The sequence below is a fragment of the Acidimicrobiia bacterium genome, assembly GCA_035471805.1.
GTDB lineage: Bacteria > Actinomycetota > Acidimicrobiia > Spongiisociales > JAHEDJ01 > JAHEDJ01.
Window position 1 is genome coordinate 1 of record DATIPS010000003.1, and the last position, 13,353, is coordinate 13,353.

The 13,353-nt window shown below is 63.9% G+C and carries 10 protein-coding genes; 4 read left to right on the plus strand and 6 right to left on the minus strand.

Annotated elements, in window-relative coordinates; translation table 11 throughout:
* The 3 genes from VLT15_00520 to VLT15_00530 form a co-directional block, all read right to left on the minus strand.
* Nucleotides 1-379, minus strand: a 379-nt coding sequence (locus tag VLT15_00520) for an NAD(P)-binding domain-containing protein (protein HSR43697.1), incomplete at its 3' end; no start/stop codon positions are given.
* Between the two features lie 38 nt (nt 380-417).
* On the minus strand, nt 418-1,707 hold the full coding sequence (locus VLT15_00525) for an LCP family protein (protein ID HSR43698.1): 1,290 nt from the start codon (nt 1,705-1,707) through the stop codon (nt 418-420).
* Nucleotides 1,708-1,725: 18 nt separating this feature from the next.
* Nucleotides 1,726-2,412 (minus strand): biotin--[acetyl-CoA-carboxylase] ligase, encoded by a 687-nt coding sequence (locus VLT15_00530; protein ID HSR43699.1) that lies wholly within the window; start codon nt 2,410-2,412, stop codon nt 1,726-1,728.
* Between the two features lie 52 nt (nt 2,413-2,464).
* Between VLT15_00530 and VLT15_00535 the strand changes: the two genes are divergently transcribed.
* The gene (locus tag VLT15_00535; GenBank protein ID HSR43700.1) at nt 2,465-4,015 is read left to right on the plus strand and encodes an acyl-CoA carboxylase subunit beta; all 1,551 of its coding nucleotides are present in this window, start codon (nt 2,465-2,467) and stop codon (nt 4,013-4,015) included.
* A 70-nt stretch (nt 4,016-4,085) separates the two neighbouring features.
* Nucleotides 4,086-5,837, plus strand: coding sequence for an acetyl-CoA carboxylase biotin carboxylase subunit (locus tag VLT15_00540; protein ID HSR43701.1), 1,752 nt, complete (start codon nt 4,086-4,088; stop codon nt 5,835-5,837).
* A gap of 121 nt (nt 5,838-5,958) precedes the next feature.
* Here the strand turns inward: VLT15_00540 and VLT15_00545 are convergent, their stop codons facing one another.
* Nucleotides 5,959-7,323, minus strand: coding sequence for an NAD(P)H-quinone dehydrogenase (locus VLT15_00545; GenBank protein HSR43702.1), 1,365 nt, complete (start codon nt 7,321-7,323; stop codon nt 5,959-5,961).
* A gap of 7 nt (nt 7,324-7,330) precedes the next feature.
* Nucleotides 7,331-8,887, minus strand: coding sequence for a methylmalonyl-CoA mutase family protein (locus VLT15_00550; GenBank protein ID HSR43703.1), 1,557 nt, complete (start codon nt 8,885-8,887; stop codon nt 7,331-7,333).
* An 85-nt stretch (nt 8,888-8,972) separates the two neighbouring features.
* On the opposite strand from VLT15_00550, the gene VLT15_00555 reads away from it, so the two are divergent.
* On the plus strand, nt 8,973-11,522 hold the full coding sequence (locus VLT15_00555) for a transglycosylase domain-containing protein (protein HSR43704.1): 2,550 nt from the start codon (nt 8,973-8,975) through the stop codon (nt 11,520-11,522).
* Nucleotides 11,523-11,714: 192 nt separating this feature from the next.
* The gene (locus VLT15_00560; protein HSR43705.1) at nt 11,715-12,146 is read left to right on the plus strand and encodes a hypothetical protein; all 432 of its coding nucleotides are present in this window, start codon (nt 11,715-11,717) and stop codon (nt 12,144-12,146) included.
* 2 nt (nt 12,147-12,148) lie between these two features.
* Here VLT15_00560 and moeB read toward each other — a convergent pair.
* Nucleotides 12,149-13,353: molybdopterin-synthase adenylyltransferase MoeB (moeB, locus tag VLT15_00565; protein HSR43706.1), on the minus strand; the 1,205-nt coding region annotated here is incomplete at its 5' end.

The window sequence follows — 13,353 nt, forward strand, 5'->3', positions numbered from 1 at the left end:
GATCGATGGTGCCGATCGGAACCGTCGACTTCAAAGCCAATACGCTCGCCGGTCGCAGTGAGGGTGTGACCTCGTCGACCACCGCATCGACGATGGAAAGGTCGGCGCTTCCGTCCGGGCCCTCCGGGGTCGGCACCGCGATGAACACGACTTCGGCGTCGCGAACGGCAGCATGGTTGTCGTCACTGATAGCGAGCCGATCATGCGCCGCGACGAGCAACTCTTCCAGACCCGGTTCGGCGAACGGGGCTTTGCCCGCCAGCAACGCGCCGACCCGCTCCGGGTTCCGCTCCCCGACAGCAACGTAGTGGCCGAGCGAGGCGAGCCCGACGGCCTGGACCAACCCGACATAACCGGCCCCGATGACGGCGACTCTCATGGTTAGCTCCTCACTCTCCGCGGTGGACACCCTACCGACTAGCCCTGTGAAGCGTCGGCTCCGAGAACGACGAGGACGTCGACGCCGGACGGGACCGGTCCTGCCACTACCGTCCCGAAACCGAGAAAGTCCGCAACCATCTGTGCCATCCGCACATCTTCAGGGGCGGCCGTCAACCGGGTTACCGGATAGTCGAAGGCTCCCGCATCGCCGACGGACTCGACGACGAAACCCTCCAGTTCGAGGCGTTCGCCGTAGGTTGTCGCGATTCCCTTTGTCCCGTTGCCGTTCAAGACTTCCAGGTGTATCTCGGATGCCAGGACCTCCGCAGAGACCTCTCCTGTACCGAATGCGGCGAGCACTTGGCCCGCCTCCGGTTCCTTCGGTACTTCGTAGTAGATCTCGTCGATGATCTGCGTCACCGTCGGGTACGTGTAGGTGTCGATGGATCCGGGGCGGACGTCGCGCATTGCCCAGGCCAGGTCGAGGAAGCCCCGTTCCACCAGCGCGGCATCGACCTCGAGGTGAGCTCCGAGAGCAACGATGAGGTCTTCAGCCTGCGCAATCGTGGAAGGTCGTTTGATGCCGGCGAGAATGGCAAAGATCAGCTGCTGCTGACGCCCCATTCGCCCTACATCATTGGCATCGACTGAAATCCACTTGCCGTCCCGGGACTCCTGGTAACTCCGAGATCGAGCGTATGCCAGAGCCTCTTCCCCGTCCAGCAACTGCAGGCCGGCCCCCACCGATAGCCCCGACTTCGCATCGCGGGCCGGATAGGGGAAGTTGATCGACACACCTCCCACCTCGTCGACTATCGCTGCGAACCCGGCGAAGTCAACCTCGACGTAGTGGTGGATGGGGAGCCCGGTGGCTGCCCTGACGCTGGAAACGAGAAGAGGCCCGCCTCCGAAGGAATAGGCGGCGTTGATCTTCTGGGTGCCGTGGCCGGCGATCTCGATCTTGAGATCTCGTGGAATGGAGAGAATCTGAGCTCGACCCTCGGCCGGGAGCACCTGCAGCAGCATGATGACATCCGCCCGCTGGCCGGGGAACACGCCGAAGTGATCCTCGAAGCCGTCCGGGATGTTCTCGCGGGAATCGCTGCCGATCAGGAGAAAGGTCGAGGGGTCGGAGGCAGACCCCGGCGTGGCGGAAAGCTCATCGACCACCTCGTCGTTGATCGTCACCGCATCTTCGAAGGCCGACTCCAGGTTGTGCAGGTAGAAGTACGCGCCGAACACCACGATGTTCGCCGTCACGAGCATCGTGATCAGAATGCGGCGAGTCCAGATGGATCGCCGTGAAGAAGGAGAGCGCCTGCTCATCGCGTCGAGAGCATAACGTCAACTCGAGGACTCGAAGCCGCGTACCTCCCAGACACTCCCGCTCACCAGCCGTTGAACACCCGACCCGGTCCGGACGAGCAGAGCTCCGTCCCGGTCCACATCGATTGCCGTCCCTGCCCCTGCAGGCTCCCAGGTGATTGACTTTCCGAGCGTGCCGCACACCCGGCGGTACTCGTCCCTGCCCCACAGCTCCGGGTCGCCGGACAACGCGCCGAGCAGCCTCTCCGCCCAGTCACGTGCGATAGCCCCATGCTGTTCCTCGCCACAGTCCTCCTCGTAGATTCCCGCGTAGCCCGGGGGCGCGTCGGGCCACCAGAGATTGACGCCCACACCGACGACGACCAGCCCGTCCGACCCCTCGACCAGAATCCCGGCCGCCTTGTCGTACCCAACTACGACATCGTTGGGCCATTTGAGCTCGCAGTTGCCGGGCAGGGCCGGAAGCAGGCTCAAACCCGCCATCAGCGGGATCCGGGACCAGGTTTCGGCCGGCCAGTCGGTTGAGAAAGCCAGCGAGGCGGCCAGGGCGCGCGGGGCCGTCTCCCATGTCGCCCCGCGTCTCCCGCGCCCGACGGTCTGGCGCTGCGCGGTCACGAGAACAGGCGCACCCCGATGCAACGCGCGAGCGTCATCCTGGGTGGATCCGGTCACCTCATGAGAAACCAGGGCGTAAGGTGTATCCATCTCGATCACTCCGAGGTCAGTATGTCCGAGGAATCGTAAAGGGGTCGAACCGTTGGGAACCGAAGAACGCATCGAAAACTTGCGGCTGCTGCGTGAGGAAGCGCTGCACGCCGGAAGTCAGCGGGCCGTCGACCGCCAGCACGAGCAGGGCAAGCTGACTGCCCGCGAGCGCATCGAGCTCCTGCTCGACAAAGGCTCGTTCCAGGAAATCGACATGTTCGTCCGTCATCAGGCGTCCGGTTTCGGTATCGAAGAGAAGCGGCCGGCGGGGGATGCCGTGGTCACGGGTTGGGGCACCGTCGACGGGCGCACCGTCTTCGTGTTCGCAGAAGACTTCACCGTGTTCGGCGGCAGCCTGGGCCGGGCGGTGAGCGACAAGATCGTCAAGGTCATGGACCTGGCCATGCAGGTCGGAGCTCCCATCGTCGGGTTGAAGGATTCCGGCGGCGCCCGGATTCAGGAAGGTGTCGCTTCCCTGGCAGGGTACGGCGAGATATTCGAGCGCAACACCAGAGCGTCCGGCGTTATCCCCCAGATCTCGATAATCATGGGCCCGTGTGCCGGCGGGGCCGTCTATTCGCCTGCCATAACCGACTTCGTCTATCAGATCGACGGAACAAGCCACCTCTTCATCACCGGACCGGACGTGATCAAGGCCGTCACCGCCGAGGAAGTCACGATGGAAGACCTCGGAGGCGCCCACGCCCATGCCGGGATATCGGGAGTCACCCACTTCGTCGCAACGGACGAGGAGGACGCCCTGGAGCAGGTGCGGTACCTCCTCTCGTTCCTCCCTCAGAGCAACATGGAGGTACCCCCCTACTTCACGCCGACGGACCCGCCCGATCGAATGGACGACGAACTCGACGCGATGATCCCCGATTCGCCGAATCAGCCCTACGACATGGTCGAGCTCATCGAACGCATCGTCGACGACGGCGCCTTCTATCAGGTACATCAGGACTTCGCGCAGAACATCGTGGTCGGGCTCGGCCGCCTCGACGGCTACACGGTGGGGCTGGTCGGCAACCAACCTGCCTCGCTCGCCGGAACCCTCGACATCTCCGCCAGCGAGAAGGCAGCCCGATTCGTCCGGTTCTGCGACGCCTTCAACATCCCTCTCGTCACCTTCGTAGATGTCCCCGGTTTCCTGCCGGGCGTCGACCAGGAACACAACGGCATCATCCGTCACGGCGCCAAACTCCTCTACGCATACAGCGAGTCCACCGTTCCGCGGGTCACGGTCATCACTCGCAAGGCTTATGGGGGCGCCTACGTGGTCATGAACTCGCGTGGCATCCGGGCCGACCTGGTTCTCGCCTGGCCGTCTGCTGAGATCGCCGTGATGGGCGCCCGGGGTGCGGTCAACGTGATCTTCCGCCGTGAGCTGGCCGGGGCCGACGACACCGAGTCCAAGCGGGCGGAACTCATTGCCGACTACGAGGACAAGTTCGCGAACCCGTATCGGGCGGCCGAGCTCGGGCTGGTCGACGAGGTGATCGAACCACGCGAGACGAGACCGAAACTGATCAGGGCGCTGGAAATGCTCCGCAACAAGCGCGAGGAACTCCCGCCCAAGAAACACGGGAACATCCCACTATGAGTCGCGAGTCCCGAGTCCCGAGTCGCGAGTCGCGAGTCCCGAGTCGCGAGTGGGCTCTACCATGCCTGCCATGAAGTCAGTCCTCGTAGCGAACCGCGGTGAGATCGCCGTCCGGGTGATCCGCTCGGCGAAGGAGATGGGGCTCCGGACGATCGCCGTCTATTCCGAGCTGGATCGCGACGCTCTGCACGTGCAACTCGCCGACGAGGCATGGAACATCGGCCCCGCTCCTGCCGCAGAGTCCTACCTCAATATCGAACGGATACTGGCGGTCGCCGCCGAGGCAAAGGCAGAGTCGGTGCATCCCGGGTACGGATTCCTCGCGGAGAACGCCGACTTCGCGGAAGCAGTGTCGGCTGCCGGACTCATCTGGATCGGTCCCCCGCCTGAATCCATTCGCATGATGGGTGACAAGATCTCCTCCCGGCAAGCCGCGCAGGCCGCGGGCGTTCCGATGGTCCCGGGCACCGTCGAAGCCCTCCAGAGCGCCGACGAGGCGAAAACCGTCGCGGCCAAGTTCGGCTATCCGGTTGCCATCAAGGCCTCGGCCGGGGGCGGCGGCAAGGGGTTGCGGGTCGTCGGGAACGAGGTCGAACTCGAGGCGGCCATAGACGGAGCCAAACGTGAGGCACAAGCGTATTTCGGAAACGCAGAGGTCTACGTCGAGAAGTTCGTCGAGAACGCACGGCACATCGAAGCTCAGATCATCGTTGACGCCGACGGGGTCGGTCACTTCCTCGGAGAGCGTGACTGCTCCGTTCAGCGGCGCCATCAGAAGCTGATCGAGGAGACACCGGCCGTCGGGTTCCCGGACAGGGTCCGCAAGAGGTTCGGCAAGGCGGCATTGGCGGTGGCAGAAGCATGCGGATATCGCAATGCGGGCACCGTGGAGTTCCTGGTCGATCAGGATCACAACTTCTACTTCCTCGAAATGAACACCCGGCTTCAGGTCGAGCACACGATCACCGAGATGGTGACGGGCATCGACCTCGTCCAGGCTCAACTGGCGGTCGCACAGGGAGACCCGCTGCCGTTCAACAACGTCGAGCCACGCGGCCACGCAATCGAGTTCCGGATCAACGCCGAGGATCCGGGCCACGACTTCCTCCCGACACCGGGAAGGGTGATCGAGTACCGGGAACCGGCAGGCATCGGCGTCCGGGTCGACAGTTGGATCCGCCCGTCGACCTCGATCAGCCAGTACTACGACAACCTCATGGCCAAACTCGTTGTCTGGGGCGCTGATCGGGACGAAGCGATCCGCCGCAGCAGGCGGGCGTTGGAGGAGTACGTGATCAGCGGCGTCCGTTCCACCATTCCTGCCCACCTGGCCGTGCTGCAGCACGAAGATTTCCTGGCGGGCCGCCATCACACCAAGTGGATGGAGGACGAGGTTGACCTCTCGCACATCACCTGGGGAACATCCTCGGCCCTCCCAGAAGACACCGACCTGACCGAACGATCGATCATGGTGGAAGTCGGCGGACGGCGTTACGACGTTCGCATGTGGACGAGCCAGATTCAACCGGCGGCCGGCGGGACCCGCCCGGCACCCCGCCGGAAGTCACCGAGCCTCGGCCGGGGCTCCGGCAACGCCGGCGGCGCCGACGCGGGGGTACTCACCGCTCCCATGCAGGGAACGATCGTCAAGCTGCACGTCAAAGCCGGCGAGCACGTCGAAGCCGGTGATCCGGTCTGCATCCTCGAAGCCATGAAGATGGAAAACGAGGTCAAGGCGCCGATTGCGGGCGAAGTAGTCGACCTCAAGGTGAGGGCCGGGGACACGGTGACACCGGGTGCGATCATCGCAGTGATTCGTTGAACGGTTGAGCCGTTCAACGGTTGACCGTTGGCTTCATCGGCAGGCACTTGTTCCGAATCGTGGCCCGGTCTCGGCCGGCGATTGCATCCCAGGGCCGGAACCTCTTGAGCTGCCGGGCAACTCAAGAGGCGGCGTCAGACAGGCTCTCGCTCATCGACGGATGCACCATCAAGGTTTCCACCAGAACGTCGACCTTGAGGCGGCCTTGCACCGCCAGGGCGAGTATGCCGATCAACTCCGAAGCCCGGTGACCGACGATCGTGCCGCCCAGGACCACGTGTGTGGCCGGGTCGGATATGACTTTGACGAAACCCCGGGTGACGCTCTGGATCACGCTCCGCGAGTTGGCGGCAAAAGGGACTTTGGTGAGGCGGACCTTGCGACCCTCGGCAGCCGCCACCGCTTCGTCGAGTCCGACGGAGGCGATCTCCGGCGTCGTGAAGATGGCCTGTGCAACCTTCGAGTAGTCGAGCGGCACAACCGGCCGCCCCATGGCGTGGCGGGCTATCTTGCGGCCTTGCATCGACGCCACAGACGAGAGCGGCATCTGTCCGGTCACGTCCCCGGCCGCATAGATGTGTTCGACGGAGGTGCGTTGAAACTTGTCGACGGGGATGAACCCACCGGAGTCGGTTTCCACGCCGACAGCCTCGAGACCGAGGCCGTCCGTCAACGGGACCGATCCGATTGCAAGCAACGCGTGCGTTCCTTCTACCCGCCGGCCATCGTCCGTTTCGACGACCACCCGTTCACCGATCCGTTGCGCGCTCGTCGCCCTGGCCCCGATCAACAGTCGCACACCGCGTTCCAGGAAGTCCTCCTCGACCAGGGCGGCCACCTCGGAGTCACGGTGCGGCAGCACCTGCTGACGGCTGACAACGAGAGTGACCTTGCTCCCGAGGCTCGCGAAGATGTGGACGAACTCGACACCGGTCACACCGGACCCGACGATCACGATGTGTTCCGGTACCACGTCGAGGTCGTAGCAGTCCCTGGTGGTCAGGATGCGCTCACCGTCGATCGTCGCCCAATCGGGTACCCGCGGAGCCGATCCGGTCGAGACGAGCGCCGTGTCGAACTCGAACTCGCGCGCTCCGGCGGCGGTTTCGACGACCGCCTGATGGTCGCCGGTGAAACGACCTCTCCCCATCACGATCTCGACACCCTGCGACTCGAGCATCCGGATGGAGCCACGCTCCAGATCGCCGCAAATGCTGGTGATACGCTCGGCGAGATGATCGAGGTCGACCTCGCCGGCCGTCGAGGCGAGCCCGAGCTCCGCCGCGTTCCGTAACGAGTCCATCCTCACCGAGGTGGCGTGCATCGTCTTCGACGGAATGCAATCCCACAAGTGCGCCGCTCCCCCGACCACATCCTTCTCGACGAGGGTGACGCCGGCACCCAACGTCGCGGCGACGGTGGCGGCGGCCGTGCCGGCCGGGCCTCCCCCGATGATGAGAAACCGTTTGCGGTCTTCGTCGTACATGGTCACCTCACGGCCGGTATTCGCCGAATACGTCACGCAAAGCCGCCGACACTTCCCCCAAGGTCGCACCCGCTTCGAGTGCAGCCTTCATGCCGGGGAGCAGGTTCTCGTCGCCGCGGGCGTCTTCCGTCACCGCCGCCAACGCGGAAACCACCACGGCGGAGTCGCGCCGGTTCCGGGAGGCGATCAGCCGCTCAACCTGGTTCGCTTCCAGATCGGGATCGATGCTCAGCACGGGCACATCTGTATCTCCGGCATCGGTGAAACGGTTCACACCGACAATGACCTGCTCCGCAGAGTCGGTTTGCCTGGCCGCCTCATATGCGGCCTGTTCGATTCTCTCCTGTTGAAAGCCTGCCTCGATCGCCTTGACCGCCCCCCCGAGCAAGTCTATTTCGTCGAGCAGTCTCATCGCCCGCTCCTCGAGTGCATCGGTGAGCGACTCGACGAAATAAGAGCCGGCCAGCGGGTCGACCGTGTCTGCGACGCCAGACTCGAAGCCGATGATCTGTTGGGTTCGCAGGGCGATCTTCGCCGACTGTTCGGTGGGCAGGCCCAGCGCCTCATCGAACGAGTTCGTGTGCAGGGACTGAGTGCCACCCAGTACGGAAGCGAGAGCCTGCATTGCCGTACGCACGATGTTGTTCTCCGGCTGCTGGGCGCTGAGCGTGCTGCCGGCCGTCTGTGTGTGGAACCGCATGGCCCAGGATTTCGGGTTCTCGGCGCCGATGCGATCGCGCATCAGCTTCGCCCACATTCTGCGGGCGGCCCGGAACTTGGCGATCTCCTCGAAGAAATTGTTGTGACCGTTCCAGAAAAACGACAACCGGGGAGCAAACGCATCCACGTCGAGGCCCGCTTCAACGGCAGCTTGCACGTAGGCGATGCCGTCGGCGATCGTGAAGGCCAGCTCCTGTGCGGCGGTCGATCCCGCCTCCCGGATGTGGTAGCCGGAAATCGAGATCGTGTTCCATCCGGGCATCTCGCGGGCGCAATATGCGAAGACGTCTGTCACCAGCCTCATCGACGGGGCCGGCGGATAGATGTAGGTGCCCCGGGCGATGTACTCCTTGAGTATGTCGTTCTGGACCGTTCCCCGAATGCGGTCGGGGGCGACCCCTTGTTCCTCGGCGACGATTTGATACATGAGCAGCAGAATCGGAGCCGTGGCGTTGATCGTCATCGAAGTCGAGACCTCGCCGAGCGGGATGCCCTCGAACAGCGTGCGCATGTCGTCGACGGTATCGACTGCGACTCCGACCTTTCCGACCTCACCGGCCGACATCGGATGATCGCTGTCGAGGCCCATCTGTGTCGGGAGGTCGAAAGCCACGGACAATCCCGTTTGGCCTGCGTCGAGCAGCGCCTTGAATCTCTCGTTGGTGGAGCGGGCGTCGCCGAACCCGGCGTACTGGCGCATCGTCCAGAGACGGCCGCGGTACATGGTCGGATAGGGACCGCGGGTGAAGGGGAACTCTCCGGGCAGACCGACCTTCTCGGGAGCTTCCGACACACCGTAGATTTCCTCGACCTCGATGCCGCTCGACGTGAATCGTCGATTCACTGTTGTACTCCCTCAGCCGGGTATCCTGGTGCAGCCGGTCAAAGGTTACCTGCAACTTTCCCAAGCCCCCATCCGTTAGAACGTCATGGCTTCGAGATCTCCAATACATGAACTGGAACAGCGCGAGCGGCGCGGCAGATGGTTCGTTGCGCTGGCCACTCTCCTCTCGATCGCCATCATCGCCTCGACCTGGATTGGACTCTTCTCATTCATGGGTGCCAACGCGGCGTTCGGTACTTTCCAGGAACTCGAAGAGAAGTACATTCCCAACGTCGATGCGCAGCTGCTCGAACTTCCCGATCTGTCACGTGTCTCCGAGATCTACGCACTCGACGGAACGCCCCTGGCGATTCTCCACGACGGCCGGGTGAGCGAACCGGTTCCGTACGACGACATCCCCGAACACGTGGTCTACGCGGTGTTGGCAGCAGAGGACGCGGATTTCTTCCTGCACGAGGGGATCGATGTGCCGGCGATCGCCAGTGCCTTCATCGACAATCTCCGCTACGACACCACGCGAGGCGGATCGACGATCACCCAGCAGGTGGTGAAGAAGGTCTTCGTCGGCGATGAGATCAGCTACGAGCGCAAGATCATCGAAGCGGTCACCGCTGTCGAACTCGAGCGCCGCTACACGAAAGAGCAGATCCTCGAGTTCTACGTCAACTTCGTCTACTTCGGATCCTCCGCCTACGGCATCGCGGCGGCCGCCGATGAGTTCTTCGGGAAGAGCGTCGACCAGCTGACCATTGCCGAGGCGGCGACTCTGGCGGTGCTCCCCAGGAACCCGACGGTCTACGACCCCCGCCGGTATCCCGAAGACACCGAAGAGCGCCGCAACGACGTCATCGACACGATGGTCGAACACGAGTTCATCTCCGCCCGCGAGGGGGAGCTGGCCAAGGACTACCCGTTCATCATCGCCGAGTCGAGCCAGTTCGCCGGGCCGGCCGATCATGTCGTCGCAGAGGTCAAGAAGCAGCTTCTCAACGACGCCGAGTTCTCCTTCCTCGGCAACACCAAAGAAGAACGCAAGAAGGCCATATTCGGCTGCCCCGCGGATGAAGCGGACTGTGAGGGCGGCGGGGGACTGAAGGTCTTCGTGACCATCGATCTCGACCTCCAGGCCGTCGCCAACGAGATGCTCACCTCGTGGCTGCCTCAGCCGGATACCAGCACCATGTCTCCGGGCGAGCTGGACGCCTGCATCGGCCGCTACAACGCCACCGCCACGGCCGTCCCGAGCGTCGATCGGCTCCATTGCGCTCCCACCGGAGCGATCGCAATGGTCGACAACGCCACCGGTGCCGTGCAGGTGATGGCCTCGGGATTGCCCTTTGACCAGGAGCAGTTCGACTATGCCGTCCAGGGCCGGCGGAACCCGGGGTCGTCCTTCAAGCCCTTCGCGCTGGTGGCGGCACTCGAATCCGGTATTCCGCTGGGTTCATTCTGGGATGCGAGAAGCCCGAAGGAGATCGAGTGCCCCTATATCTGCTCGAGCCTCGGAAACATCTGGATAGTCAGCAACGCCGGCGGCGGCGGCGGGCTGATGAAACTGTTCCAGGCGACACACAACTCGGTCAACGTGGTGTTCGCCCAGGTGGCACTGGCGGTGGGACCGGACAAGATCGTCGACGTTGCCCATCGGATGGGCATCGAATCCGAACTGGCTGCAGTCCCCTCCATCACACTCGGAGCCGGAGCGGTGAGCCCCCTGGAAATGGCGTCGGCATACAGCAACTTCGCGACCAACGGCGTCTGGGCCCGCTCGTACTTGATCGAGCGGATCGAAGCCGCCAACGGTGACGTCATCTACCAGCACCAGATCGAGCACCGGCAAACGGTCGATCCGGCGGTGATCGCCGCCGCCCGCCAGCCGCTCACCGTGGTTCCGACGGCCTCGGGCACGGCCAGAAGGGCCAATATCGGCCGACCGCAGGGAGGGAAGACCGGTACCCACCAGAACTACATGGAAGCCTGGTACGTCGGGTTCGTTCCCCAGTACTCGACGGCGGTCTGGGTCGGCTACCCCGATTTCCAGTATCCGCTCCGTGACGTCGTCATCAACGGTGAAGCCTACAGCCGGGTCTTCGGGGGAAGCGTTCCCGGTCCGATCTGGGCAGAGTTCATGAACGTCGTTCTGGCCGACATACCGGCGGTCGGTTTTCCGCCGGACCCGGCCGGGACCGCCCAGTATCTGACGACTCCGTCGACGGTGGTGCCGCTCGTCGAGGGGATGATCCTCGAGGATGCGGAGAACGGGATCTTCGAGGCGCATCTCAGCCCTGAAATCAAAGAGGTTGGATCACCGGAACCCGAGGGGACCGTTCTCACCCAGCTGCCGATCGCCGGCGAGGAAGTGCCGCAGGGCACGGCGGTCGTCATCGAGGTGTCGACGGGCAAGCCGGCGGAGGCACCCATGATCGGGTTGGCGGGAATGACGATCGAGCAGGTCATCGAGGCGCTGCGCCTCTTCGAGGAGACGACCGGGGTAGCTCTGTCGTTCAACATCCAGTACTACGTCACAACGGATCCCGCACAGGTCGACACCGTCATTTTCACCAATCCCGGCTTCGGCCAGATCGTCAACGCCGACACGGTCGTCACGATCTTCGTCGGGCGGTTGAATAACTAGTCGCGGGTTTCTCGTCGCGAGTCATTCTGAGGTTTTGGGTTCTGGGTTCTGGGTTCTGGGTTTTGGTCGCCTCGGTTGCCGATCCGGACCTGCCCCTCCGCATGACAGAACCTACAACCTCTTCTGAAACATTTCGCGTTGTTGCTTAAGGGTGCTTGTCAATAGTTAACACTATGTGATATCTCTGTCGGCATGAGAGTTGTGCCGGCCGAGGACAAGCAGTTGCAACCCCGTCCTCCCGTCGCATCTGCCGCACATCCTGCGGCCGGCACAACTCGACCAACGACACGCAAGCGGCCGGACGTCCGTGCCCGACTTCTCGAAGATCGCCGTGACGGAGTCCCGGCCGAAGATCCGTACGTTCGCCGGTTCTGGACGGCGGTGGTCGGGCCCGGAGCAGTTGCCGGATTGCTGCGGCTGGTCAAGGCAGGACGCACCGGGGTTTCGATCCCCCGTCCCGACCATCTTCCGGAGTTGATGAGATACGGGCTGATCGCTCACCACAACGGGACGATCTGGCTCACCGAGTCCATCCCGGTGGTGCCGGGCCACCTCGTTCGATCGATGCCTCCGTTCCTCCGCAGGGAGCACGCCGCCTGGCTGGAGAGCAGCCGGGCCCGCTGACCTCAACCCGGGAGGCAGTACTGGTCGTATTCGACGATCCGGGGCGGGTGCGCCGGATCCGAACACGCCGGACAATGCGGGTTTCGATTCAGCTTCAGAATCCGGAAATCCTGATCCAGGGCGTCGTAGAGGAGGAGCCGGCCGACCAGCGAGTGGCCGATCCCGAGAATGAGCTTCAAGGCCTCGACGGCTTCGATCGATCCGATGATGCCGGGAAGCACCCCGAGCACACCGGCTTCGGCACATGAAGGGGCGAGCTCGGGCGGAGGAGGCTCGGCAAAGAGGCACCGGTAACAAGGGCCCTCATAGGGATCGAACACGGTTGCCTGACCTTCAAAACGGAAGATCGAGCCGTGCACCACAGGAATCCGGAGATGGAGGGAGGCGTCGTTGACCAGATAGCGTGTGGGGAAATTGTCCGCACCGTCGACGACGACGTCATACCCCTCCATGATGCTCAGCACGTTCTCGGCTGAGAGGCGGGTGGCAAAAGTCTCGATCGCCACATCCGGGTTGATCGCCTCGAGGGTCTGCCTGGCCGAGTCGACCTTCTTCTCGCCGATCCGACCGGTGTCGTGAAGGATCTGACGTTGGAGGTTCGAGGCGTCGACGACATCGGAGTCGACGATGCCGAGCGTCCCGACGCCGGCGGCAGCCAGATAGAGAGCGGCCGGCGAGCCGAGACCTCCGGCGCCGATCAGCAGCACCTTCGATGCCAGGAGCTTCCGCTGTCCTCTCTCCCCCACCTCCGGCAGGGTGAGATGGCGGCTGTAGCGGGAGCGCTGTTCGATGGTGAGCGTTTCGGGACGCTCGACGGCTTCCCGAGCGCCTACCGTTGCCACCGAGCCGATCGCGACCTGCGCCTTCCACTCCTCGATTCCCCCGGCCAGGCTGGAAACGTTGGTGTAGCCCAGTTGCTGGAGCGAGTGGGCGGCGAGGACGCTGCGGTGCCCCGTGGCGCAATAGAGCACGATGTCGGTGTCGGGCCCGGTCGCATATTCAACGATCCCGGCTTCGAGCACGCCTCGCGGGAGGAACACCGAGCCCGGGATGGCACCGAGGGCATGCTCCTCGGATTCCCGGATATCGACCAGCGTGGCAGTCCCGAGCCGCGACGCGAGTTCGACGACGGTCGTCTCGCGCACGGACGGCCGCAGCTCCTCAACCAGCTCGTGATAGGTGCTCGCCATGGCCGGGATGCTACAAG

Bases quoted from the DNA above. Each gene is read 5' to 3' on its own strand.
- VLT15_00525 (HSR43698.1), bottom strand. From the start codon at position 1,707: ATGAGCAGGCGCTCTCCTTCTTCACGGCGATCCATCTGGACTCGCCGC.
- VLT15_00530 (HSR43699.1), bottom strand. From the start codon at position 2,412: ATGGATACACCTTACGCCCTGGTTTCTCATGAGGTGACCGGATCCACC.
- VLT15_00540 (HSR43701.1), top strand. From the start codon at position 4,086: ATGAAGTCAGTCCTCGTAGCGAACCGCGGTGAGATCGCCGTCCGGGTG.
- VLT15_00545 (HSR43702.1), bottom strand. From the start codon at position 7,323: ATGTACGACGAAGACCGCAAACGGTTTCTCATCATCGGGGGAGGCCCG.
- VLT15_00555 (HSR43704.1), top strand. From the start codon at position 8,973: ATGGCTTCGAGATCTCCAATACATGAACTGGAACAGCGCGAGCGGCGC.
- VLT15_00560 (HSR43705.1), top strand. From the start codon at position 11,715: ATGAGAGTTGTGCCGGCCGAGGACAAGCAGTTGCAACCCCGTCCTCCC.